This window comes from Vibrio coralliilyticus ATCC BAA-450 (genome assembly GCF_000176135.1).
GTDB lineage: Bacteria > Pseudomonadota > Gammaproteobacteria > Enterobacterales > Vibrionaceae > Vibrio > Vibrio coralliilyticus.
The window spans coordinates 26,127-50,543 of record NZ_ACZN01000007.1 but is presented as its reverse complement, the minus strand read 5'-3'; the positions used below and the strand labels follow the sequence as shown (position 1 = coordinate 50,543).

Below are 24,417 nucleotides of genomic sequence, written 5' to 3'. Positions count from 1 at the left end.
AGATGTAGCTAGCTTGGAACATTTTTGCTTTTCAGGCAACAAAAAGCCCCTCGAAAGAGGGGCTTAGCTAAGCAATTGGTGACGATATCACTAATCTAGCTGAGGGCCTGCCGCAACCAGAGATTTACCTTCATCGTTATCTGTGTACTTGTCGAAGTTGTTGATGAAGCGCTGAGCCAGATCTTTGGCTTTGCTTTCCCACTGTAGTGGGTCAGTGTAAGTATCACGTGGATCTAGGATTGCTGGGTCAACGTCATGCAGTGCTGTCGGCACTTCCAAGTTAAAGATTGGAATGTGCTTAGTCTCTGCTTTTTCAATCGAACCATCTAAGATCGCATCAATGATGCCGCGAGTATCTTGAATAGAGATACGTTTGCCACTGCCGTTCCAACCTGTGTTAACTAGGTACGCTTCAGCACCCGCTGCTTCCATACGTTTCACCAGTACTTCTGCGTACTTGGTTGGGTGTAGCGTTAGGAACGCCGCGCCGAAACAAGCAGAGAAGGTTGGTGTTGGCTCTGTAATGCCACGCTCAGTACCTGCAAGCTTCGCGGTAAAGCCAGACAGGAAGTGGTACTTGGTTTGCTCTGGAGTCAGCTTAGACACAGGAGGCAGTACGCCGAATGCATCCGCAGACAAGAAGATCACCTTGTTGGCATGACCTGCTTTTGATACTGGCTTAACTATGTTCTCGATGTGCTCAATTGGGTAAGACACACGAGTGTTTTCCGTTTTTGAGCCGTCATCGAAATCAATCGAGCCGTCGCTAAGTACCGTTACGTTTTCAAGCAGCGCGTCACGACGAATCGCATTGTAGATGTCTGGTTCTGCTTCTTTTGAAAGCTTGATGGTTTTCGCGTAACAGCCGCCTTCAAAGTTGAAGATGCCGTCGTCATCCCAACCGTGCTCATCATCGCCGATTAACTCACGTTTAGGGTCGGTGGATAGTGTGGTTTTACCTGTTCCAGATAGGCCGAAGAAGACAGCAACATCGCCGTTTTCTTTACACTTGTTAGCACTACAGTGCATAGAAGCAATGTCTTTAAGAGGAAGGAAGTAGTTCATCATAGCGAACATACCCTTCTTCATCTCACCACCGTACCAAGTACCGCCGATCAACTGCATGCGTTCAGTCAGGTTGAAGACAGTAAAGTTTTCAGAGTTTAGGCCGTGCTCTTTCCATTTTTGGTTGGTGCACTTAGCACCATTCATTACGACGAAGTCTGGTTCGAACGTTGCTAGTTCTTCTTCGCTAGGACGAATGAACATGTTCTTAACGAAGTGCGCTTGCCACGCGACTTCAGTAATAACGCGGATGCTTAGACGAGTATCTGGGTTGGCACCGCAGTATCCGTCAATCACGAATACACGTTTACCTGATAACTGGTCAGTGACCTGATCTTTAAGGTCATTCCAGATCTCTTGAGTGATGGGCTTGTTGTCGTTTTTAACCGCATCAGAAGTCCACCACATGTGTTCTTCTGTAGTTGCGTCTTTAACGATGTACTTATCTTTTGGTGAGCGTCCAGTAAAGATACCAGTATCCACGGCAACCGCACCCAGCTCAGTGACTACACCCTTTTCGTAGCCTTCTAGATCAGCGCGCGTTTCTTCTTCGAACAACATTTCGTAACTTGGGTTGCGGACAACCTCTTTTACGTTGTGAAGCCCGTGTTTGGTAAGATCAATTGTTGCAGCCTTTGCATGTTCCATAACGGTCATAGGTGCTCCTTGTAGGAATATTTTGTAGGGATTTTGTAATAATGTTTTGATTGTTATCTGCTCACCATGCTAGCAACGGGTCTGAGTGAAAACAGGGATATAGCTCAAAAATTATCCATGATTTCTATAGGGTTTTAAGCGACTCATCACATATTGGCTGGGATAGTGTATCCCGCGCGCAAAGGATTGCGCTAGATCAAAAAGGATTATTAATTGATTAAAATTAAGCGGTTGCTTTATTACGTGAAAGGCTAATGTTTACGGGGCTTTGATCACAAAAAGGCCAGCGATGTGCTGGCCTTTTGACTGGTAAATTACGTGCTTCTTAAATTATAAAAATTAATGCAGCGTTTTGTTGCCTGAATCGGTCTGATCGAACAACTCAGATACCTGAGCTTCGTCGAACGTATAGTTCGTGCCGCAGTAATCACAATGTAAAGAAATTGAGCCGACTTCCGCCAAAATGTCATTTACTTCCGCACGATCGATGGTCACGATGGCGGCGCCACTGCGCTCGCGTGAACAGCCACAGTGGAATTCGACAGGTTGTGGGTCAAACAGGCGAACTTTCTCTTGGTTGTATAGACGATAAAGTAGGTCGTTCGCTTCGAGCGTGAATAGCTCTTCGTTTTTGACCGTATCTGTCAGTTGCTCTAGGTGCTCGAAATCTTCAGGTGTACCTGTACCATCTGGCATCACCTGAATCAGCATACCCGCAGCACGCTGCTGGCCTTCGTGTTCTCCGAGGCGCAACCATATACGCGTCTTCAACTGCTCTGAGTTTGCGAAGTAGCTTTCAAGAATGTCCGATAAGTTGTCGCCATCAAGGCCAACAATACCTTGGTAACGTTCGCCCTTTTTAGGATCGATAGTGATCACTAAGTGACCTTTACCCAACATGTCATGAATGCTGGCATCATCGGCGATATCCCCTTCCCAGCGCGCGACGCCACGCACTTTCTGGTCGTGATCGCCATTAATGACAGCCAGAGATACCGGGCCGTCACCTTGTAATTGCATCGTGATAGAGCCTTCGAACTTTAAAGTCGCGGTCAGCAGGGTTGTCGATACCAGTAGCTCACCCAACAGCTTCTGTAGTGGTGCTGGGTATTCCTTGCTAGAAATGATGCGTTGGTAGGCTTCATCCAATTGTACCAACTCGCCACGTACAGACAGGTCTTCAAAAAGGTAGCGGTTTAAAACATTGTTTGCCATGTAAGCATTTCCTCGTACGTATGGTACTACTGATACCAGCCAGATGGTGGCTGATATTATTGATGTTTAAATTTGATGATGTCGCGACGCTGCTTTTTATCAGGGCGACGATCTGGGCTTGGGCTATGCGCATGAAGTTTGCGACGGGCGGCATTTTCTTCACGCTTAGCAAGACTGTCCCCAGTTTCGGTATAGAGGGTTTGTGCTTCGGGAGCGCCACGTCGTTGATCCGAAATCTTTTCGATAACCACGGTTTTCTCCTCGTGCCCCTGTCGAAGAGTAATGATTGCGCCGAGCTCAACCGCCTTACTCGGCTTGCTGCGTTGGCCATTATAGTGAACTTTACCGCCGTCGACCATATTTCGAGCAATGGAACGAGTTTTGTAAAAACGTGCTGCCCATAGCCATTTATCGAGTCGAACTGCTTCAGTTTGGGAACCCATTGTGGATACTAGCCTCTAACTGGTGGTGAATCTTGTGCCAAATTATTGGTGTAACAATGGTGATGAAGCGCGCATTTTTCAAGGTACATGGTAAAATTCCACCGCTTTACATGTTAATCAGGCCGTTAACTATTTAGCCTGTTTCATATTTTGGTAGAATAATTGGTTCAAATAAAAACTCTAATTATAGAGTACTTTGCTTGGTAAACATTACCTTGCATGGCTTCGTCAGCTGGTGATCAAAAGGATTGTGAGTGAACATACGTGGTGTAATTCAACTAGATAGTTTCCTGAAAAATCAGGACCGCTTGAGCTCAATGGCAACGGTAGTGTTGCTGGGCATGAGTGCATGGGTATCTGGTGCATTGATCTGGAAGCCGATGGAGTCGCAATCGGTAACCCCTTGGCAGCCAACGTCAGTGGCAGGTAGTGTCAGCAAGGATTCGGGTTTAAATATCGCTGAGCTGCAAAACAGTAACTTGTTTGGTCGCTATCAAGCGCAGGCGCCGGTTGAGAAAAAGCCTGTAGTAACCGAAGCGCCGAAAAGTCGCTTGAACGTCATCTTGGTCGGTGTTGTAACTAGCACTGAAGCGAATAAAAACCTTGCGGTGGTGGCGAGTCGAGGTCAGCAGGCGACTTATGGTATCGGCGAAACCTTGGAAGGTACCAGGGCGACGGTAGTTCAAGTCTTGTATGATCGTATTATCGTCGATAACTCCGGCCGTAATGAAACTGTCATGCTAGAAGGGCTTAAATACACCAAGAATCTACAGCAACAGCCTAAAACCAAATCGATTAAGGCAGACGTCTCCGCCGATAAGCTGGATGAAATACGCTCTGTCATTCGCAAAGACGCGAAACAAATTTTCCAATACGTTCGTATGTCTCAGATAAAAAGAGATGGCGAAGTTATTGGTTATCGCTTAACCCCTGGAAAAGAGAAAGAACTATTCGAATCAGTTGGCTTACAGTCAGGGGATATAGCAACACAAATCAATGGCCAGGATCTGAGTAACCCCGCGACGATGGGGGAGATCTTCAAAAATATGTCTCAACTTACCGAGCTGAATTTAACGGTAGAACGAGATGGCCAGCCTTATGAAATTTATATTGAATTATAAGAATGATGCAGATGCGTGAATCATTCCGAGGAGTAGAGAGTGAACCATTGGCTTAAAAAAAGCGCTTGGCTTTTAGCAGGAAGCTTGTTGACGTCACCTGCCGCTGTATTCGCTAACGAATACAGTGCGAGCTTTAAAGGCACAGATATTCAAGAGTTCATCAACATTGTTGGTCGGAATCTGGAAAAAACCATCATTGTTGATCCATCCGTACGTGGCAAGATCGATGTACGCAGCTACGACATGCTGTCGGAAGAACAATATTACAGCTTCTTTTTAAACGTTCTGGAAGTCTATGGCTACGCTGTGGTGGAAATGGACAACGGTGTCATCAAGGTCATCAAATCTAAAGATGCGAAAACCTCCGCGATTCCCGTGGTTGGCGATGGATCAATCCAAGGCGATGAAGTCGTAACTCGTGTTGTTGCAGTTCGTAATGTCTCGGTGCGTGAGCTTTCACCTCTGCTTCGTCAGCTAAATGACAATGCGGGTGCAGGTAACGTTGTGCACTACGACCCAGCTAATATCATTCTTATTACAGGCCGCGCAGCGGTGGTTAACCGATTGGCAGACATCATCAAACGTGTCGACCAAGCGGGTGACAAAGAAATCGAAGTAGTTGAATTGGATAATGCTTCTGCTGCTGAGATGGTTCGTATTGTTGAAGCTCTGAACAAGACGACTGATGCGAAAAGCACACCTGCTTTCTTACAGCCAAAACTGGTTGCCGATGATCGCACGAACTCTATTCTCATTTCCGGTGATCCTCAGGTACGTCAGCGCCTGCGTAAGCTGATTAAGCAGCTTGATATTGAGATGGCTACCAAAGGCAATAACCGCGTGGTGTATCTAAAGTACGCCAAAGCGGAAGACTTGGTTGATGTGTTGAAAGGTGTCTCTGACAATCTTCAGGCAGAAAAATCATCAGGTTCTAAACAGTCGTCCAGCGCCAAACGTGGCGAGGTGATGATCTCAGCTCACCCAGGTACCAATGCGCTCGTACTGACTGCGCCGCCAGATATTATGAATGCGCTTCAGGATGTAATTTCTCAACTGGATATTCGCCGCGCGCAGGTGCTGATTGAAGCCTTGATTGTCGAAATGACAGAAGGTGACGGTATTAACTTAGGTGTCCAGTGGGGCTCGCTCGAAACTGGTGCAGTAATCCAGTACGGCAATGCCGGAACCAAGATCGGTAACGTAATGGTGGGCCTTGAAGAGGCTGAAGATCAAAAGAGTACAGAGTATTACACCAATAGTGCAGGTGAACGAGTACCTTATGATGTTACGGAACCAGGAGACTACTCCACATTGGCTTCAGCGCTCTCTGGCGTTAATGGTGCGGCACTTAGTGTAGTAATGGGAGACTGGACGGCACTGATCAGCGCAGTATCAAGCGACACCAACTCTAACATCCTGTCTTCTCCGAGCATTACTGTAATGGACAACGGTGAAGCATCTTTCATTGTCGGTGAAGAAGTACCCGTCATCACTGGGTCTGCGGCAGGGTCAAACAACGACAACCCATTCCAGACTGTTGATCGTAAAGAAGTTGGTATCAAGCTCAAAGTCGTTCCTCAAATCAACGAAGGTAACTCGGTACAGCTTACCATTGAGCAAGAGGTGTCTAACGTTCTGCCTGCGACCAGTAACGCAGCGGTGGATGTCAGCTTTGCTAAACGCCAGCTCAATACGTCAGTTATGGTAGAAGATGGCCAGATGATTGTACTGGGTGGTTTGATTGACGAGCGCGCACAAGAAAGTGAATCTAAAGTTCCGCTTCTGGGCGATATTCCTTACTTAGGCCGTCTATTTAAATCGACCAGCTCTCAGCTACAAAAATCCAATCTAATGGTATTCATTAAGCCAACCATCATTCGCGATGGTGTGACCGCAGATGGTATTACTCAGCGTAAATACAACTTTATTCGTGCCGAGCAGCTTTACAAGGCGGACCAAGGTCTGAGATTGATGGAAGACGTGCAAACGCCTGTGCTGCCTAAGTTTGGTGAAGATATTAGTCACCCTGCTGAGATTCAGGCTTTCCTAGACCAAATGGAAACTAAGTGATGGATGAGTTAGTCACATTCCGTCGTTTGCCATTTAGTTTTGCCAACCGCTTCCAACTGGTACTTGAGCCTTCAGAGCAAGGTCTCACGCTGTATTATGTTGCGCCGTTGGCATTTGAAGCCTTGATCGAAGTAAAACGTGTGGTAGGCGAACATTTTGAGCTGCGCGAAGTGTCCAAAGATGAGTTCGATTCCAAATTGACGGAAGCGTATCAGCGCGACTCGTCGGAAGCTCGTCAGCTAATGGAAGACTTAGGCGCAGATAGTGATGACTTCTTCTCGTTGGCTGAGGATTTGCCGCAAGATGAAGACCTGCTTGAGTCAGATGACGATGCGCCTATCATCAAGTTGATCAACGCTATGCTCGGTGAAGCGATTAAGGAGGGGGCATCGGATATCCACATCGAGACCTTCGAAAAAGCACTTTCAATCCGTTTCCGCATTGATGGCGTATTGCGTGATGTGTTGTCGCCGAGTCGTAAGCTAGCACCGTTATTGGTCTCTCGCGTTAAGGTTATGGCTAAGCTGGATATCGCTGAGAAGCGTGTGCCTCAAGATGGCCGTATTTCTCTGCGTATTGGTGGTCGAGCGGTTGATGTGCGTGTTTCCACCATGCCTTCGTCGCACGGAGAGCGCGTGGTGATGCGTCTTCTGGATAAGAATGCCACTCGACTTGATCTGCATAGCTTAGGCATGACGCCAGCCAACCATGAAAATTTCCGCAGCATGATTGAGCGCCCGCACGGCATCATTTTGGTTACCGGCCCAACTGGCTCGGGTAAATCGACTACCTTGTATGCTGGCCTCCAGGAACTCAACAGCAACGAACGCAATATCCTTACCGTTGAAGATCCGATTGAATTTGATATCGATGGGATCGGTCAGACGCAAGTTAACCCTAAGGTAGATATGACCTTCGCTCGTGGCTTGCGTGCAATTTTGCGTCAGGACCCTGATGTGGTGATGGTCGGTGAGATCCGTGACTTGGAAACGGCGCAGATAGCTGTTCAAGCTTCTTTAACCGGTCACTTAGTAATGTCGACCCTACACACCAATACGGCAGTGGGTGCGATTACCCGTCTGCGGGATATGGGTATTGAGCCGTTCCTTATCTCGTCCTCACTATTAGGAGTATTGGCACAACGCCTAGTTCGTACTCTTTGCCCTGATTGTAAAGTACCTTACGAAGCAGACAAAGAAACCAAAAAGCTGTTTGATCTGAAGAAGAAAGAAGAGCTAATTCTTTATCGAGCTAATGGCTGTGAAAACTGTAATCACAAAGGTTATCGTGGTCGTACTGGTATTCACGAGTTGCTGGTGGTTAACGAGCAGGTACAAGAGAAAATTCACAGCGAAGCTGGCGAGCAGGCAATTGAAAAAGCCATTCGTGAGCATACGCCAAGTATTCGTGATGATGGCCTGAGTAAAGTCCGTCAAGGTATCACTTCTCTTGAAGAAGTCATGCGGGTGACTAAGGAAGGCTAATGGCAGCGTTTGAATATAAAGCCCTCAATAAAAAAGGCAAAACCCAGAAAGGGGTGATTGAAGGCGATAACGCACGTCAGGTTCGAGCCCGGCTCAAAGAGCAGGGGTTAATGCCGGTTGAGGTGAATGAAACACGTCAGAAAGCCAAGAAGCAGACCGAGCAAGCTGGGTTAACCTTTAAGCGTGGCATCAGCACACCTGATTTAGCTTTGATTACTCGCCAGCTAGCGACACTGGTTCAGTCGGGAATGCCTCTAGAAGAGTGTCTTAAGGCGGTTTCAGAGCAGTCTGAAAAGCCGCGCATTCGAACCATGCTGCTCGCCGTGCGCTCAAAAGTCACCGAAGGCTACACGCTGGCTGACAGTTTGGCGGACTTTCCGCACATCTTTGATGATTTGTTCCGCTCTATGGTGTCGGCGGGTGAAAAGTCTGGTCATCTAGATGCGGTTTTGGAGCGTTTGGCGGACTATGCAGAAAATCGTCAAAAAATGCGCTCGAAGCTGCAGCAGGCGATGATCTACCCTGTGGTGCTGGTGGTGTTTGCTGTCGGTATTGTAGCGTTTTTGCTCGCGGCAGTGGTACCCAAAATTGTCGGCCAGTTTGTTCAGATGGGACAAGAACTGCCTCAATCGACTCAGTTCCTTCTTGCTTCCAGTGATTTTATTCAAAACTGGGGCATTCAAATTTTAGTCGCTCTGACCGTGTTGGTGTATCTGTTTAAGTTTGCTCTCAGTAAGCCTAATCTGCGCCTGAGTTGGGATCGCAAAATTGTTCATATGCCGATGATTGGAAAAATCTCTCGTGGCCTGAATACCTCTCGCTTTGCGCGTACGCTATCCATCTGTACTTCCAGTGCAATTCCAATATTGGAAGGGATGAAAGTGGCGGTAGACGTAATGTCGAACCATTACGTTAAGCAGCAAGTTCTCAGCGCGACCGATAACGTCCGTGAAGGGGCAAGCCTGCGTAAGTCACTTGAGCAGACCAAGCTTTTCCCACCAATGATGCTGCACATGATCGCCAGTGGTGAACAGAGTGGTGAGCTGGAAAGTATGCTGACTCGTGCGGCCGATAATCAGGATGCCAACTTTGAATCCACAGTCAATATCGCATTAGGTATCTTCACCCCGGCATTGATTGCACTGATGGCTGGATTAGTACTGTTTATCGTAATGGCGACCCTGATGCCAATTTTAGAAATGAACAACTTAATGAGTGGATAGTCATACTGAGAGCAGTTTAACCTCTCGCTATGAATTTTTATTTGGAGAATATAATGAAAAGAAAAATGAACAAGCAGTCTGGCTTTACGCTTTTAGAGGTGATGGTTGTTGTCGTCATCTTAGGTATTTTAGCAAGCTTTGTTGTTCCTAACTTGTTGGGTAATAAAGAAAAGGCTGACCAACAAAAAGCTATTACTGATATTGTTGCGCTAGAAAATGCACTGGATATGTACAAGCTGGACAACAGCGTTTATCCAACCACAGACCAAGGTTTGGAAGCGCTAGTTAACAAGCCATCAAGCCCTGAACCGCGTAACTACCGCGATGGTGGTTACATCAAGCGCCTGCCAACCGACCCTTGGGGTAACGACTACCAATACCTGAGCCCAGGTGACAACGGTAACATCGATATTTTCACTCTAGGTGCTGATGGCCAAGAAGGTGGTGAAGGTGTCAATGCCGATATCGGCAACTGGAACATTCAGGACTTTCAATAAGGCAGAGGCGGCATAAGCCGCCCTCTTTTTCCTATGCGTCAAGGTTACCCAACTCTCTCTCGTACTGGCTTTACTCTGCTGGAAATCTTACTGGTTCTGGTACTGGTGTCCCTTGCTTCTGTGGCAGTGATCTCCACGTTACCGACCAGCTCAAAAGATGTAGCAAAGAAGCAGGCCGAGTCTCTTTTTCAGCGAATAATGCTACTCAATGAAGAAGCGATGCTCAGTGGCCGAGATTTCGGTCTGCGCGTCGATGAGAAGAAATCGGTCTACTACTTGATGTCGCTGGAAAGTGAAGGCTGGCAGAAACTCAATATCGACCAGATTCCTTACGAAACGAAGTTGAATGAATCGGTAGCCGTGACGCTGACTATGGGTGGTGGCGCGTGGGGCGATGATGATCGTCTGTTTAAGCCGGGAAGCCTGTTTGATGAAGATATGTTTGCTGAGTACAAAGAAGAGAAAAAGCTGCGTCCGCCACAAGTATTTATTGTGTCCAGTGGTGAAGTGACGCCATTTTCTGTTGCCATTTATCCTGAGCAAGGTGATGAAGAGCAGGATGCGTGGAAAGTAGTGGCAAAAGAAAATGGACAGATAGTGTTGTTGGCTCCGGGAGAAAGCGAAGATGAAAGCTAAACGGGGTATGACGTTACTGGAAGTGTTGGTTGCGTTGGCAATATTCGCTACTGCCGCGATCGCGACCATTCGTTCCGTCAGTCAACATATCAACACCTTAAATTACCTGGAAGAAAAAACCTTCGCTGCGTTAGTCGCGGATAACCAGATGGCTAAAGTGATGCTGGCAGGCAGCAAGCCGAGCAAGAAAAAAGGCAAAGACGAATTGGCTGGGCGCGATTGGTTCTGGTCTATAGAACCTGTTGAAACGGCCGGTGATATTTTGCAGGCGTTTGATGTCAAGGTGGCCACCAGTGAAAAAAGTTCGCCAGTAGTTACGGTAAGAAGTTATGTGGCGAAGTAAAACATCGGCCTCTCAGGGCGGTTTCACTCTGATTGAAGTTCTGGTGGCGATTGCCATCTTTGCCAGCTTAAGCGTGGGCGCTTATCAGGTGCTGAATCAAGTACAGCGCAGCAACGAGCTGTCCATGGAACGCAGTGAGCGACTGAAAACGCTGCAACGTGCCTTAGTGTTTATGGATGGCGACTTTCGTCAGATGGCTCTACGCCAGACTAGAACTAATGGTGAGGAGTCCAATGGCCTGTTGGTGCAGTGGAAAGAGTATTTGCTGGATTCCGATGCCAACGGGATCATGTTTACCCGTTTAGGCTGGCATAACCCGCAGCAGCAGTTTCCGCGTGGTGAAGTGAGTAAAGTAGGCTACCGAATAAAGGATGACGTGCTTGAACGTGTCTGGTGGCGCTATGCTGATACGCCCGCAGGGCAAGCGGGAATAGCGATGCCGCTGATCGACAAAGTGGAAAAGTTTAATGTGAAGTTCTTTGACGGCTCCGACTGGAAAAAAGAGTGGGATAAGAAAGCCATGTTGCCTCAGGCAGTAGCGGTTGAACTTGAACTGGAAGATTACGGCAAGATTGAACGCATTTATATGACAGCGGGTGGTGAGATTGGCGGTTCTGAGGAGAAAAGCGATGGCAGCTAAACGTCCTCAGCGCGGTGTCGCCCTGATTGTAATTTTGCTGCTCTTAGCGGTTATGGTCAGTATCGCCGCCAGTATGGCCGATCGTTTGTTCAGTCAGTTCAAGCGTGCTGGCAGCCAAATCAATTATCAGCAAGCGTACTGGTACAGCTTGGGTGTTGAAGCGCTGGCTAAGTACGGTATTGAACAAAGCTATAAAGACAACGATGACAGCATCAATCTATCCCAGCCTTGGGCTCAAGAGTTGGATAGCATGCCATTGGACTATGGCACAGTTAGTGGCAAGTTGCATGATGCTCAGGCGTGCTTCAATATCAATGCGTTGTCTGATGTGGAACAAACCGCTGGGTCTGCACAGTTACCCTTCTTGGTAGAAAAGTTTCAGAATCTGCTTGAAGAGCTGCAGGTGGACAACTACGAAGCAGAAACCATCGCCCAGTCGCTGTGGGAATTTGTGGATAGCAATGATTCAGTTAACTCATCATCGGGTGTCGAAGACAGCCATTACGAAGGTTTATCGCCTGCATATTTGAGTGCCAATACCTTGTTGGCCGACAGCAGTGAGTTACGATCAGTAAATCAGGTTAGCGGCGAAGTGATGGAAAAAGTCAGCCCGATGATTTGCGCGCTGCCAACTTCTGACTTTCGTCTTAATGTGAATACCATTGCGCCCGAGCATGCAGCGCTGCTGGCGGCAATGTTCTATCCGAATCTGAGTTCGTCTCAGGCAAAACAGATTTTGGAAAACCGTGGCCCCGATGGATGGGCGTCAACGGATGACTTTCTCGCTGAATCGGACCTGAGTGGTTTGAGCGAGGATGTTAAAAAGCAGGTCAAAGGTTACCTGAGTGTCGACAGCGTGTATTTTGAGCTCGATGCTGAGGTGCTGGTGGATAAATCCAGGGTGCGAATCCGCAGCCTGTTGTTTAGTAATAATAGAGAAACTGCAACGGTAATACGCCGTCGCTTTGGAGGGATCGGTGAACGAGTTTCTAATCGTTCGGCTGAGCAAAAGTAAAACAGCAGCGATTCAATGGCTGGTTTGGTCAGAAAGCCAAAAGGAAGTGATAGCGAGCGGTGAACTGCAAGATCACCAGGATTTGGCCGAGCTTGCCAATTACGCAGAAGGGCGCCAAGTTATTGTACTGGTGTCTGCAGCCAATCTGGTTCTGACTCAGTTGGAAGTCCCAGCAGGCGCGAATCGTCAGTTTGATTCTATGCTGCCATTCATGTTGGAAGACGATGTGGCGCAGGATGTCGACGAGCTGCACTTTACTGTCTTGGCAAAGGAAGCCAATCAGGCGTATGTCTGTGGTATTGACTACAGCTGGCTGGAATCAATATTGGCTGACATGCGACAGCTTGGCTTCGCGGTGCGTAAGGTATTACCTGACGCATTGGCTTTGCCTGTCGCTGAAGAGTCAGGTTTGAGTGCAGTAGAGCTGGATGGCCAGTGGTTAGTGAAAAAAGGTCAGTTCAGTGCGGTAAGTATTGAACTAGCTTGGTTGCCGCTTTTGGCTCAGTCTGACTGGGTGAAGCAAGAGGAGGAGTACCTGCCACTTCAGGCATACTCACACTTACCAGAGCTGACATTGGCGGATGAGCAAAAATGGCACAATGAACAACCACAGTTGGTCATGCAGCTGCTTTCTGAACAAGCTGTCAAAAGTAAGCTCAACCTGTTGTCTGGTGAGTTTAAGCCGAAATCGTCTTTTGGTCGTCATCTCAAAGTGTGGCGTAAAGCAGCGATTGCAGCAGGAGTTTTGGTTGCCATTCTCAGTGTCGACAACTGGCTGCAAATCCAAAGTGCTGAAACGCAAGCCAATGCCTATCGTCAGGAAAGTGAACGTATTTTCCGCCAAGTGACCAGCAAGAACAAAATTCCGACCGTCACCTATCTAAAACGGGAAATGGAACGAGAGGAGAGCCGACTGTCCGGTGGCGGTAGTGGTGACTCAGTTCTGGAATGGATGGTGAAAATGCCTCAAGTGATGAAGCAGGTACCGGGCCTAAGGCTCACTAGCTTCAAGTACGACAGTACTCGTGGCGAAGTCAGGCTTCAGGCGCAAAGTAATGATTTCCAAACGTTTGAAAAAGCGCGTGAGCTGATGTCGGGTCAATTTACAGTTGAGCAGGGACAACTGAGTAAATCAGGGACTCTAGTTAACGGCACCTTTGTGCTTAAGCGTTTATAGGGAGCCGCTGATGAAACAATTATTATCTTCACTTCAGACGTGGTGGGTTGGCACTAGCCAGCGTGAGCAGCGCTTATTAATCGCTTGTTCGGTACTGCTGTTTTTGGGTGTGATCTACTGGGGCATATTGCAACCAGTCAGTCAGCGTGCCGAAATGGCAACGAATCGTATCCAGAGTGAGAAACAACTGCTCAACTGGGTGAAAGACAAAGCAGACAATATCAGCCAACTGCGTGCTCAGGGTGGAGTAGCGTCGTCGAGCTTGCCACTTAACCAGTCCATTTCTTCAACGGCTTCACGTTTTGGTGCAGAGCTTGTCAGGGTCCAGCCGCGTGGCGAGGAACTGCAGGTTTGGGTTCAGCCGATGCCATTTAACCGCCTGATTGATTGGATGACGTTCCTGCAGGAAAAGCATGGTGTCTCAGCAACCTTTATGGATATTGATAAAGGTGAGCAAGATGGGACGGTTGAAGTCAAGCGCCTACAGTTTGTTAAAGGATAACGCGAAGTGAAAAGAGTCATTCTGCTCAGTTTGGCGCTGGTGATGGTCTTTCTAGTCAGTGCTGTGGCGCATGTTCCCGCTCAGGTTGTGCTGAACTATTTACCATTGCCACCGCAGTTAGTGATTAGTGGTGTTTCAGGTACCATCTGGGATGGCAGCGCCACAGGTGTTAGTTGGCAAAGACAGAAGTTAGGGGCTTTGCATTGGCAATTGGCGCCACTGAAACTTCTAACGGGCAAAGCCGAAGCACAGGTCCGTTTTGGTCGAGGTAGTGACATGCAAGTCACTGGACGCGGTGTTGTAGGCTACAGTATGTCGGGCCCTTATGCCGAGAATCTGATCGCTTCATTACCGGTTGAAAAAATCCTCGAACTGACACCTCCGATGCCAGTGCCTGTTGAACTGACAGGGCAGGTTGAGTTGAGTATTAAGTCGATGGTGTATGCCGTGCCTTATTGCCAGACTGGTGAAGGGTCAGTGGTATGGAGTACTGATAAAGTGATTACGCCATTGGATGAGCTGAGCGTTGGCCCAGTTGTGGTCGACTTTAGTTGTCAGGATAGCCAGATCACACTGAAAGGTGATCAAAACAGTCAACAGGTGAGCAGTGCGGCGGAAGTTGTGATGCAAGCCAATCGCAGTTATCAGGCTTCGGCTTGGTTTAAACCGGGCAACGAGTTTCCAGGCTCATTGGCAGAACAACTGAAATGGTTACCAACGCCAGACTCTGAAGGTCGTTATCAGTTTACTTATCAAGGGCGCCTCTAAGGCTGTTGAAATTCATTAAAAAAAGGGGCTTCGGCCCCTTTTTGTTTTAGTAATTATTTGCCGGCAGTCGGAAAACTGATCTGCGCCCGTAAGCCACCACCGCTACGATTATTGATGATTACATTGCCGTTATGCTGGCTGGCGATACGTTTCACAATCGCTAGCCCAAGGCCTGTGCCTTCGCTACCACGTGCGGTATCGCCTCGGGTGAAAGGTTCAAATAACTTACCGATCTGACTTTGTTCAATACCCGGGCCATTGTCTTCTATGCACACCCAGACCAACTTGTTGTCCGCGGTTACGCCAGTGCTGACTTTGACCCAGCCATTGCCGTAGCGTATTGCGTTAACTACTAAGTTACTCACCGCTCGCTTAATCGCTATCGGGCTACCATTAGTGACCTTAAGTGGTTGCTGCAACTCCGTTTCAATTTGAATTTCGTAGCCACCCTCTGAAGTCGCAATATCATTGGCGATTTCATTGAGATCAACCTCGATGAATGACTCTTTATTGACCGGTTTTAGGTAGTCCATGAACTGGCTGATGATCTCATTACACTCTTCGGTATCACTGATGATACCTTCAGCCAGATAGCTGTCTTCCGGTGACATCATTTCAGTGGCAAGACGGATGCGTGTCAGAGGCGTTCTTAAATCATGACTGATGCCCGCCATCAGCAGTGCGCGGTCTTCTTCCAGAGCCTGAATGCCTTTTGACATCTGATTAAATGCTCGCGTTACCGAACGGATTTCTGTCGCGCCTTTCTCTGGTAAAGGCGGAGGAATATCCCCTCGACCAACACCTTTAGCGGCTTTTTCCAGAGCAATCAAAGGTCGGTTTTGTAAACGGATGAAAAGCCAGCCGCCAGCGACAATCAGTAACGCCATAATCAAGCTATTGCGAAATAGTGGCGCAAAGTCTTCTTCCTGCAATTCAGACAGCGGAATACGCAGCAGAGAGCCGGGCAAAGAATCGATTTTCATCCACAGAATGTAACTTTCGGATCCCAGCATCATGCGCACATCGGTAGGTGAACCGAGCTCTTTACTCATCTCTTCGCTCATGAGATCAATACTGACCGCATGATAATACTCATCCGCTATTGGACTATCGTCGGCATGAATGGTGACACCTAACTGCTCCAGAACTCTGCGTCTCAAGGGGGCATCCATCTGCAAGCCGCCTTCTATGGCAGCAGAATCATCGAGCATCAGATTGATTTCGTGGCCGAGGATCTTATTGAACTGCTGCAAACTCGGCATCAACGCATAGTTAAATACGGCGTAGTAGGAGTAAACCTGACTGGCAATCAATAAGGTCAGAAAGATAAAAATCGATTGAGTAAAGGAACTGCGAATACGCATATTGGCGGCCTTGATAGAGGTGAAAACAAAAAGTGCGAGACATAGTCTCGCACTCTCATCAGGTGAGCAATTATGCTTCTTTACCGTCTGGCACGAACACGTAACCTAAGCCCCACACAGTTTGAATATAGCGAGGTTTACTCGGGTCGACTTCCAACATACGGCGCAGACGTGAAATCTGTACGTCAATGGAGCGTTCCATCGCGGAATACTCACGGCCACGGGCCATGTTCATCAATTTGTCACGTGACATCGGCTCGCGGGCATTGGTCACTAGTGCTTTAAGTACTGCAAATTCGCCCGAGGTTAGAGGCATCGCCTCATCGCCGCGGAACATTTCACGTGTACCTAGGTTTAGGCTGAACTCACCGAACTCGACCACTGACTCTTCTGAGCTCGGTGCGCCCGGCAGCTCAGTTGTCTGACGGCGCAGTACTGCTTTGATGCGAGCCAGTAGCTCACGTGGATTAAATGGTTTTGGTAGGTAGTCGTCTGCGCCCACTTCCAGGCCGACGATTCGGTCAATTTCGTCCCCTTTTGCGGTGAGCATAAGGATCGGTAAGGTGCTGTTGGCATTACGCAGGCGACGACAAATCGACAGGCCATCTTCGCCTGGCAGCATTAAATCCAATACCATCAGGTGAAAATTTTCACGGGTTAACAGGCGGTCCATCTGCTCACTGTTAGCAACACTACGTACTTGGAATCCCTGTTCAGACAAGTAACGCTCCAGCAATGCACGCAAACGTGCATCGTCATCAACGACTAAGATCTTGTGATTTTCTTGCATGTAATGATTCCACCTATTAAATAAGCTAGCGCTTTGACAGAGCTGCTGTGCAGCCCTTTTTCACGAATCAGAATGTAACATTGTTCTGATGAAAGTGGCGCAAAGAATTGTTAACGATTATTACCTTTTTAAGTCCTTTTTAGCTAATGTATACGCCATATTCAATTCACTAGCGTCAGAAATATGAAAACAAACCTAATCACACGCGAAGGCTTTGACCGACTTAAAAAAGAACTCGATTTTCTATGGAAAGAAGAGCGCCCGGAAGTGACCAAAAAAGTGACGTGGGCGGCGAGCTTGGGGGATCGCTCAGAGAATGCGGATTACCAATACAATAAGAAACGTCTGCGTGAAATTGATCGTCGAGTACGTTATCTACGCAAGCGTCTTGAGCAGGTTAAAGTGGTCGATTACGCTCCGCAGCAGGAAGGGAAAGTGTTTTTTGGTGCATGGGTCGAAGTGGAAAATGAAGCCGGAGAAGTGAAAAAGTTTCGCATTGTTGGCCCCGATGAGATTTATGGTGGCGCCAAAGATTACATCTCGATTGACTCGCCAATGGCGCGAGCTCTGCTAAAGAAAGAAGTGGATGACGAATTCAGTGTCAAAACGCCGGAAGGCGAGAAAGAGTGGTTTGTGAACAGTATTTGTTATACCGGTTGAAATGGTGCCGCGCAGAGCAGCGCGGCACTTGTCTTTTATTTTTCGTAGTCCGGTTTTTCAGTAATGATGTAGTCCTTATCACTGCTGACAATTGCCCCGTATTTGAGGAAGTTCTTGCCCAGAATCATGCTGTAGTGGAATCGCCCTCTGTCTTGCAGGTTAACGCGAATGATCTTATCCAACTCTCCCAGCCTGACTCGCATTTCAACCACAGGGCGCACGTTGGCTTTTTCCCCTTTCTTGGCTGTAATGCGCATCACATCGACTACTTCTCGAGTGAATTCCTGTTTCATCCCGACATCATTTTCGTAGGTGAACGTCACCATATCTTTGCCATCTTTCTGATATTGCTTGATGTTTGTGGCATTGATTGAGCTGACATCCGCTCCCGTGTCGAGCTTGACCGGAAAAGCCAGATCTTCCACCTGAACAACTTCAATGTGACCAGCTTTGAACAGTGGGCTTGGGCTGAGTAGATCCTCTGTGCGGGTGTTGAGTAGTACACTGCTTTTCGCCATGCTGTGGCCCATGACGAAGAAAGGCTTAGTGTCATTTTTGCCAAGATTATCGATAGCAAATTCGAGTTCTCGTTTCTTGTCTCCTAATTCGAATACGCCCTCGACAACCGGACGAACGGATTTACCGACTTTGAGTTTACGAAGAACAGGCTTCGTCACCGTTTTCATTTCACCTTGGCTGTTTTCAAGCGTGAAACTGACCTGTTCCTTACCGCTTTTCTTACTGAGCTCAAACTCTTTGACTCTCAGCAGTGGAGTTTTAACGATAAAACTAGGTTGCGCAGGAATGCTGAACTCTTGGTCTATGGTGATAGTCTCTTTGGGAGAGATCACCAATGGGTCAGACTTGAGGGCAGTCTTGAAGCTGGTATCGGCCTTTTTGAGCAGGTTTTCGCTATCGGTATCGATAACGAAATGTTCGCTGGCGACATCTCGTCCAAGGCTGATCTGACTGCTTAAATGGCTGCGGTCACGTAAATAAACCAGCCAATGCTGAGTGCGATTCTGATTGAGCTTGACTGGTAGGTAAACCAGTGGACGCTCACCATTGCTGGTGTTCAAAATACGGATTAATGGCAGAGTCATGGCTTTACGCTCGCCCTTTTCATCTTCCAACTTGAACGATACTGATTGAGCCTTTTTGTCGATTTTTACATCCACAGCATGGGCGTTGGAGTAACGACTGGTGGTTGCGACACTCACCTTATAGGGCATGCCGTCAACTTCTACGGTTTCTTTTTTACCGATAACTTGAGCACGAGGTTGCTCTTGCAGGTAATCATAACCTGCCATCACCCAAGCGTTATCTTCAAGAAAGGTTTTACCAATCAGGATGGGCGACGAAAACTGGCTGCGCTTGGTGAGGTTAATCATGGCTTCCACGGTACGGCCGCCGATTGTTAGTGGCATTCTTACCGCTGGACGAAGAATAGGTTTTTTACTGGTGCGGCTGCGGATGATGCTGATGCGTTCAAGATCGTCTTTGATATTGATATCTTCACCGGTATACGGGTGGCGAATAGTAAAGGCAATAGTGACCTGATAAGACAAGTAGGTTTCTGTATTTCTCTTCAGCTTGTTTTCACGTCGGTCGTTAACCACCGCCCATAGCAGGTCATTATCGGTCAAATCTTTAAAGTCTGGATGCGTGCTGGTGAGGTGAATGTTTTCAGCATGAATCGAGGTGGTATCAGCGCCGGTGTCAATCTTGCCCATAAAGGGTACGCCTTTGAGTTCTGGAATATCGTTGTAGTAGACGTTCTCGATGCGGCCCAGAATCAGTTCGTTGTCCACCTGATAGGCTGGGTTTTGTGTGGTGGCGGAAAGGGTCTCAGACCAAGCTTGTGGGGCGGTCATTAGGGCGCCTGTCAAAGTCAGAATCAAAGAGAGCTTCTTCATGCAATAATTTCCCAAACTAAATCAAAGTATCGATACTTATTAAGTAACTCGAAAAGGTATAACTTACTTAAATATAATGAATATATTTCAATTGCGACTGCAGTTTTGACACAAATGTGCACCGCGTCTATCAGGAGGCGGTGATTTTTTCCGGTCAAGATTTAAAACATTGCAAAATCCATGATTTGCCCCAATCTCTAGAACAGACAAACTCCTTCACATTATAGAATTAAGAGAATCAACGGATGAGCCAAGCTATCTGTCAAATGATTGCTCAAGAACTGAATGTTCGCACTGAGCAAGTTACCGCTGCTGTTAATCTGATCGATGATGGCAACACGGTGCCATTCATCGCCCGCTATCGAAAAGAAGTGACAGGTGGTCTGGACGATACCCAATTGCGTAATCTCGACAGCCGCCTCTCTTACCTGCGTGAACTGGATGATCGTCGTCAGACGATTCTGAAATCCATTCAGGAGCAGGGCAAACTGACGACTGAGCTTGAAACTGAAATCCATCAGGCGGACAGTAAAACTCGCCTTGAAGACTTGTATCTTCCGTACAAGCCTAAGCGCCGCACCAAAGGCCAGATTGCGATTGAAGCTGGTTTGGAACCGCTGGCAGACAAATTGTGGAACGAACCGCAGACGGAGCCGGAGCAAGAAGCGGCTCAATACATTGACGTAGACAAAGGTGTTGCAGACACGAAAGCGGCGCTTGATGGCGCGCGTGCCATTGTGATGGAACGCATTGCTGAAGATGCCAATCTGCTGGAAAAAATTCGTGCGCACCTTAACCGTAACGCAGAGCTGGTGGCTCGCGTTGTGGAAGGTAAAGAGCACGAAGGCGAAAAATTCAAAGATTACTTTGAGCACAATGAAGCCTTAAGCAAGGTGCCATCACACCGTGCACTAGCCATGTTGCGCGGCCGTAATGAAGGCTTCTTAACATTGGCGATGAATGCTGACCCAGAACAAGAAGAGGGGGCTCGCCAGTCGTATTGCGAAACCATTATTGCAGATCACTACGGTATTTCACTTAGCCAAGCCCCAGCGGATGTGTGGCGTAAGCAAGTGATCAGTTGGGCGTGGCGCATCAAGGTGTCGATGCACATGGAAACTGAGCTGATGGGAGCGATGAAAGAGCGTGCTGAAATCGAAGCGATTGAAGTGTTTGCCACAAACCTGAAAGATTTGTTAATGGCGGCTCCTGCAGGTCCACGAGCCACATTAGGCCTCGATCCAGGCTTGAGAACGGGGTCGAAAATCGCGGTGGTGGACTCAACTGGTAAAGTGTTAGCCACGGAAACCATCTACCCTCATCCGCCGCAAAAACAGTATGACAAATCGGCACAGGTGGTGGCGAAGCTGGTACAGCAGTTCAATGTCGACCTAATCGCTATTGGTAACGGCACGGCTTCGCGTGAAACTGACAGCTTTGTCGCTGATCTGATTAAGCGAAATAACCTCAAAGTGCAGAAGATTATGGTCAGTGAAGCGGGCGCGTCCGTCTATTCGGCGTCTGAGCTGGCGGCCAAAGAGTTCCCGGGTTTGGACGTGTCACTGCGTGGCGCCGTGTCGATTGCTCGTCGTCTGCAAGACCCACTGGCAGAGCTGGTGAAAATCGACCCTAAATCGATTGGTGTTGGCCAGTATCAACACGATGTCAGCCAATCGATGCTGGCTAAGCGTCTGGATGCGGTTGTTGAGGACTGTGTAAACGCTGTTGGTGTTGATGTGAATACGGCGTCTCCTGCTTTGTTAACGCGAGTGGCGGGGCTGTCGAGCACTATTGCGCAGAACATTGTTGATTACCGTGATGAGAATGGCCGGTTTGAAGCACGTACCACACTGAAGAAAGTTGCCCGCCTTGGGCCAAAAGCGTTTGAACAGTGTGCTGGTTTCCTCCGTATTATGGATGGTAAGAACCCGCTGGATGCGTCATCGGTTCACCCAGAGGCTTACCCTGTGGTGAAAGCAATCGCGGAGAAAAACAGTAAAGACGTTCGCGCCTTGATTGGCGATACTCAGTTCCTGCGTGGCTTACATGCTGTGGACTACACCGATGACAATTTTGGTGTTCCGACGGTCAGCGATATTATCAAAGAGTTGGACAAGCCGGGACGTGACCCTCGTCCTGAATTCAAAACCGCAACGTTCGCCGATGGCGTAAATGAAGTGTCGGATCTCGAACCGGGTATGGTGCTGGAAGGCGTGGTATCCAACGTGGCGAACTTTGGTGCTTTCGTTGATATTGGCGTTCATCAGGATGGTTTAGTGCATATTTCGGCTTTAACCGATCGATTTGTCTCTGATCCAAGAGAAGTCGTGAAGGCGGGGGATATCGTTAAAGTCAAAGTGATGGAAGTGGATATTCAGCGTAAGCGTATTGGTCTGTCTATGCGTCTTAATGATGAGCCGGGCCAAGATAACCGCTCTCAGCGTTCTTCTGCGCCACGTGGTCAACAACGTCAGAGCCAAGGCAACAAAGGTGGCCAACGTCGTCGTGAAGAGCCAGCAAATGGTGCAATGGGCGGGGCATTTGCCGCTGCTTTTGCTAAAGCCAAGAAATAGTCTCGGTTAGAAATACAAATCCCCGCAATTGCGGGGATTTTTTTCGGTATTTCCTAATCATTATGCTTAGGTACTACAACACCGCAATTACATCTGAAGGTGTATTGGGTGCAACCGCATCACCGTAGTGAAACTTGATTACGGTTCTGCGCTTGGCCATCTTGCCTTCAGTTATCGCCGCATCGATTATGTGCCTTGGTAACCGAAAGCGCATTGCGTAGCCCTTGCCCTGATCTTCGCTGTAGCTGTCCAGAGCAATCAGCTGGAAAATCCGTTCGAGCGTATCTTTTGGATCTTCCTGATAAGTGGCTTTAACTTCTTCCTGTTCACTGGCTTCATAGCTCGGGTGCTCAGCTGGATCCCAAGAGGATTGTCGTCGCCTTTTATCATCGGCTTTGACTTTACGTTCAGCGTTACTTTTGGTTAACGCTACAGTGGGAGTGACGGGCTCGCGGACTTTATTGTCTCTGGCTGCCTGCTCCGTTTGCACATTAACCGATGGGGCGATCAGCGGTACACTTACGTTCGTAGGTGATACGAGCATTTTAACCTCCTCACGCCCAGCCAGAAAATGCAATAAAACAGCGTTTTCTTGGCTCGATTATTTATCGGCCTTTATAGTCAAAATTTTAGCGTATCGGATAAAATAATTTTTATCTACCAGCCGAAAATCGGGTAACTTGCTGACAAAACTCATTAAGTTCGGTCATAAATGGTGCGTGTGATGAAGCGCCAAACATATAACTCTCACTGGTCGGCATCAGTGTGTCGACATCAGTCGCAACTTTGGCTGGCACTAGCCCGTCCAAGCGTCCGTATAAACGCAAGGTAGGCACTGAGACATCGAGTAGCGCTTGGCGATAATCCACATCGGCAAGCAGCTGTAGGCCTGCGAGCAGGGACTGAGGGTTCGGTTCAGGGCGAGATAGGACCGCTTGCTTGAGGGTTTTGACATCTTGGCGAGCAGAAGGGCTGCCCATTGCTTGCAACGCCATAAATCGCTCAATGGTGACGCGAAAATCATCTACTAGTTGCTCGGTGAACGCACTCAGAACTTGGGGTTGGATTCCACGCCAGCGCTTTTCTGCTGAAAACTTAGGTGAGCTAGCAACGGTGATTAGCTTGGTTATGCGCTCTGGGTGATGAATCGCGATGTGTGTTGCCACCAAGCCACCCAAAGACCAGCCGAGCCAAATCGCATTGTCAGGTGCGCTGTGCAGAACCTGTTGCGCGAGCTCTTCCATCGTTTCGAAGTGTAATTGATGGCTGTGGCCAAACCCCGGTAGGTCAACGACGTGCACGCGAAAATGCTGGCTTAACTGCTCAACGGCCTGATGCCAGACAGCACCATTCATCCCCCACCCATGAACTAAGACCAAATCGTCACCTTGACCTGTTGACTGCCAATATGGCGTTGTTGGTTTGATCTCATTCTGTGCCACGTTTTCCATCCTTTACACCTGATTTAAAGCGGTAAGTTAATTATCTAGTTGTCAGATATTGAGCGCCATGTTAACCGATTGGATTAAGAAACACACAGCCTACCTGTTACCCAGTCATTGCGATTTGTGCCAGATGGCGATCGGATCGCAAGCGGCGCACCCCTTATTCTGCTGTTTCTGTCTGCGACGTTTTGCGCCAGTTCCTCGCTGCAGACGATGTGGCTTGGTGACCTCTGAGTACGTCGAAATGTGTGGGGAATGTTTAGTTGCCCCGCCATTGTGGACGCACTTGTATTGTGTCGGAGACTATCAACCGCCGCTATCGAGTTACGTTCACCGACTTAAGTACGAAGGTCAGTACTGGCAGGCTAAAACCTTGTCTTTGCTGTTGGTGTCACGCATCGACACTCGACCAGACCTGATTACTTTTGTCCCCTTGCACTGGCGTCGTTACTGTTATCGTGGCTACAACCAAAGTCAGCATCTGGCATGGCAAATTGGTCGAGAGCTGGATGTGCCTTGTGAGGCTCTATTTAAGAAAAAGCGTGCAACGGAAAGGCAACAAGGAATGGATAAAAAGCAGCGTAAGGAGAATGTGCGTCAGGCTTTTCATCTAAGAAAGTCGATAAATGCCGAGCATGTCGCTATTGTCGATGATGTGTTAACTACGGGCAGTACAGTACATCAATTATGTGAATTATTGCTTGATGCTGGAGTGAAAACCATTGATATTTATTGCATTTGTCGCACTCCTGAACCTTCTAGCCGCTAAAGTGTCTCTGATTTGATCTAAAAGGCTAGATCTTGCGAAAATCA

Annotated in this window: 23 protein-coding genes; 15 read left to right on the top strand and 8 right to left on the bottom strand. The window is 48.1% G+C overall.

Translation table 11 applies throughout. The features are described from left to right. Positions 1-90 precede the first annotated feature (90 nt). The 3 genes from pckA to hslR all read right to left on the bottom strand — a co-directional run bounded on the left by pckA (position 91) and on the right by hslR (position 3,380). Complete coding sequence (pckA, locus tag VIC_RS00840) at positions 91-1,722, bottom strand: phosphoenolpyruvate carboxykinase (ATP) (RefSeq protein WP_006957224.1); 1,632 nt, start codon at positions 1,720-1,722, stop codon at positions 91-93. A 339-nt stretch (positions 1,723-2,061) separates the two neighbouring features. After that, complete coding sequence (gene hslO, locus VIC_RS00835; RefSeq protein ID WP_006957223.1) at positions 2,062-2,937, bottom strand: Hsp33 family molecular chaperone HslO; 876 nt, start codon at positions 2,935-2,937, stop codon at positions 2,062-2,064. 56 nt (positions 2,938-2,993) lie between these two features. Beyond that, positions 2,994-3,380 (bottom strand): ribosome-associated heat shock protein Hsp15, encoded by a 387-nt coding sequence (gene hslR / locus VIC_RS00830; protein WP_006957222.1) that lies wholly within the window; start codon positions 3,378-3,380, stop codon positions 2,994-2,996. 254 nt (positions 3,381-3,634) lie between these two features. Between hslR and gspC the strand changes: the two genes are divergently transcribed. The 12 genes from gspC to VIC_RS00770 are packed head-to-tail and all read left to right on the top strand — an operon-like array spanning position 3,635 to position 14,856. Then, a complete protein-coding gene (gene gspC, locus VIC_RS00825) occupies positions 3,635-4,501 on the top strand; it encodes a type II secretion system protein GspC (protein WP_006957221.1) in 867 nt (288 codons plus the stop codon). A gap of 39 nt (positions 4,502-4,540) precedes the next feature. Beyond that, positions 4,541-6,571 carry a type II secretion system secretin GspD gene (gene gspD, locus VIC_RS00820; protein WP_006957220.1) on the top strand — a complete coding sequence of 677 codons (2,031 nt, stop codon included), beginning with the start codon at positions 4,541-4,543 and terminating at the stop codon, positions 6,569-6,571. Further along, positions 6,571-8,055, top strand: coding sequence for a type II secretion system ATPase GspE (gene gspE, locus VIC_RS00815; protein ID WP_006957219.1), 1,485 nt, complete (start codon positions 6,571-6,573; stop codon positions 8,053-8,055). Before gspD ends, gspE begins: the two co-directional genes overlap by 1 nt. After that, positions 8,055-9,278 carry a type II secretion system inner membrane protein GspF gene (gene gspF / locus VIC_RS00810; protein ID WP_006957218.1) on the top strand — a complete coding sequence of 408 codons (1,224 nt, stop codon included), beginning with the start codon at positions 8,055-8,057 and terminating at the stop codon, positions 9,276-9,278. Before gspE ends, gspF begins: the two co-directional genes overlap by 1 nt. 53 nt (positions 9,279-9,331) lie before the next feature. Next, positions 9,332-9,775, top strand: a complete 444-nt coding sequence (gene gspG / locus VIC_RS00805; protein WP_006957217.1) for a type II secretion system major pseudopilin GspG — start codon at positions 9,332-9,334, stop codon at positions 9,773-9,775. 33 nt (positions 9,776-9,808) lie between these two features. Then, a complete protein-coding gene (gene gspH, locus VIC_RS00800) occupies positions 9,809-10,411 on the top strand; it encodes a type II secretion system minor pseudopilin GspH (RefSeq protein ID WP_006957216.1) in 603 nt (200 codons plus the stop codon). Continuing rightward, positions 10,401-10,754: a type II secretion system minor pseudopilin GspI gene (gspI, locus tag VIC_RS00795; RefSeq protein WP_006957215.1), complete on the top strand. Its 354-nt coding sequence runs from the start codon at positions 10,401-10,403 to the stop codon at positions 10,752-10,754. The genes gspH and gspI overlap by 11 nt, the downstream gene beginning before the upstream one ends. Further along, the gene (gene gspJ / locus VIC_RS00790; protein WP_006957213.1) at positions 10,741-11,394 is read left to right on the top strand and encodes a type II secretion system minor pseudopilin GspJ; all 654 of its coding nucleotides are present in this window, start codon (positions 10,741-10,743) and stop codon (positions 11,392-11,394) included. The genes gspI and gspJ overlap by 14 nt, the downstream gene beginning before the upstream one ends. Beyond that, a complete protein-coding gene (gene gspK, locus VIC_RS00785) occupies positions 11,384-12,409 on the top strand; it encodes a type II secretion system minor pseudopilin GspK (RefSeq protein ID WP_006957211.1) in 1,026 nt (341 codons plus the stop codon). Before gspJ ends, gspK begins: the two co-directional genes overlap by 11 nt. Then, entirely contained in the window at positions 12,372-13,586 is a 1,215-nt protein-coding gene (gene gspL, locus VIC_RS00780; RefSeq protein WP_006957209.1) for a type II secretion system protein GspL, read from the top strand. Before gspK ends, gspL begins: the two co-directional genes overlap by 38 nt. 10 nt (positions 13,587-13,596) lie before the next feature. Then, complete coding sequence (locus VIC_RS00775) at positions 13,597-14,088, top strand: type II secretion system protein M (RefSeq protein ID WP_006957208.1); 492 nt, start codon at positions 13,597-13,599, stop codon at positions 14,086-14,088. Between the two features lie 6 nt (positions 14,089-14,094). Then, positions 14,095-14,856, top strand: a complete 762-nt coding sequence (locus tag VIC_RS00770; protein ID WP_006957207.1) for a type II secretion system protein N — start codon at positions 14,095-14,097, stop codon at positions 14,854-14,856. Positions 14,857-14,909: 53 nt separating this feature from the next. On the opposite strand, the gene envZ is transcribed toward VIC_RS00770, so the two are convergent. Both envZ and ompR read right to left on the bottom strand, forming a co-directional pair. After that, positions 14,910-16,220 (bottom strand): two-component system sensor histidine kinase EnvZ, encoded by a 1,311-nt coding sequence (envZ, locus tag VIC_RS00765; protein ID WP_006957205.1) that lies wholly within the window; start codon positions 16,218-16,220, stop codon positions 14,910-14,912. Between the two features lie 70 nt (positions 16,221-16,290). Then, positions 16,291-17,010 (bottom strand): osmolarity response regulator transcription factor OmpR, encoded by a 720-nt coding sequence (gene ompR / locus VIC_RS00760; RefSeq protein ID WP_006957204.1) that lies wholly within the window; start codon positions 17,008-17,010, stop codon positions 16,291-16,293. 183 nt (positions 17,011-17,193) lie between these two features. Here ompR and greB point away from each other — a divergent pair, with 183 nt between their 5' ends. Continuing rightward, positions 17,194-17,670 (top strand): transcription elongation factor GreB, encoded by a 477-nt coding sequence (greB, locus tag VIC_RS00755; protein ID WP_006957202.1) that lies wholly within the window; start codon positions 17,194-17,196, stop codon positions 17,668-17,670. A 35-nt stretch (positions 17,671-17,705) separates the two neighbouring features. Here the strand turns inward: greB and VIC_RS00750 are convergent, their stop codons facing one another. After that, positions 17,706-19,586 carry a putative ATP-dependent zinc protease gene (locus tag VIC_RS00750; RefSeq protein ID WP_006957201.1) on the bottom strand — a complete coding sequence of 627 codons (1,881 nt, stop codon included), beginning with the start codon at positions 19,584-19,586 and terminating at the stop codon, positions 17,706-17,708. A 245-nt stretch (positions 19,587-19,831) separates the two neighbouring features. Between VIC_RS00750 and VIC_RS00745 the strand changes: the two genes are divergently transcribed. After that, positions 19,832-22,159 carry a Tex family protein gene (locus tag VIC_RS00745; protein ID WP_006957200.1) on the top strand — a complete coding sequence of 776 codons (2,328 nt, stop codon included), beginning with the start codon at positions 19,832-19,834 and terminating at the stop codon, positions 22,157-22,159. Positions 22,160-22,232: 73 nt separating this feature from the next. Here VIC_RS00745 and VIC_RS00740 read toward each other — a convergent pair whose 3' ends face one another. Together VIC_RS00740 and bioH are read right to left on the bottom strand one after the other, a co-directional pair. Beyond that, entirely contained in the window at positions 22,233-22,703 is a 471-nt protein-coding gene (locus VIC_RS00740) for a hypothetical protein (RefSeq protein ID WP_006957199.1), read from the bottom strand. Between the two features lie 109 nt (positions 22,704-22,812). Continuing rightward, complete coding sequence (gene bioH / locus VIC_RS00735; protein WP_006957197.1) at positions 22,813-23,610, bottom strand: pimeloyl-ACP methyl ester esterase BioH; 798 nt, start codon at positions 23,608-23,610, stop codon at positions 22,813-22,815. Positions 23,611-23,668: 58 nt separating this feature from the next. Between bioH and VIC_RS00730 the strand changes: the two genes are divergently transcribed. Continuing rightward, positions 23,669-24,373: an amidophosphoribosyltransferase gene (locus VIC_RS00730; RefSeq protein WP_006957196.1), complete on the top strand. Its 705-nt coding sequence runs from the start codon at positions 23,669-23,671 to the stop codon at positions 24,371-24,373. Positions 24,374-24,417: the final 44 nt, after the last annotated feature.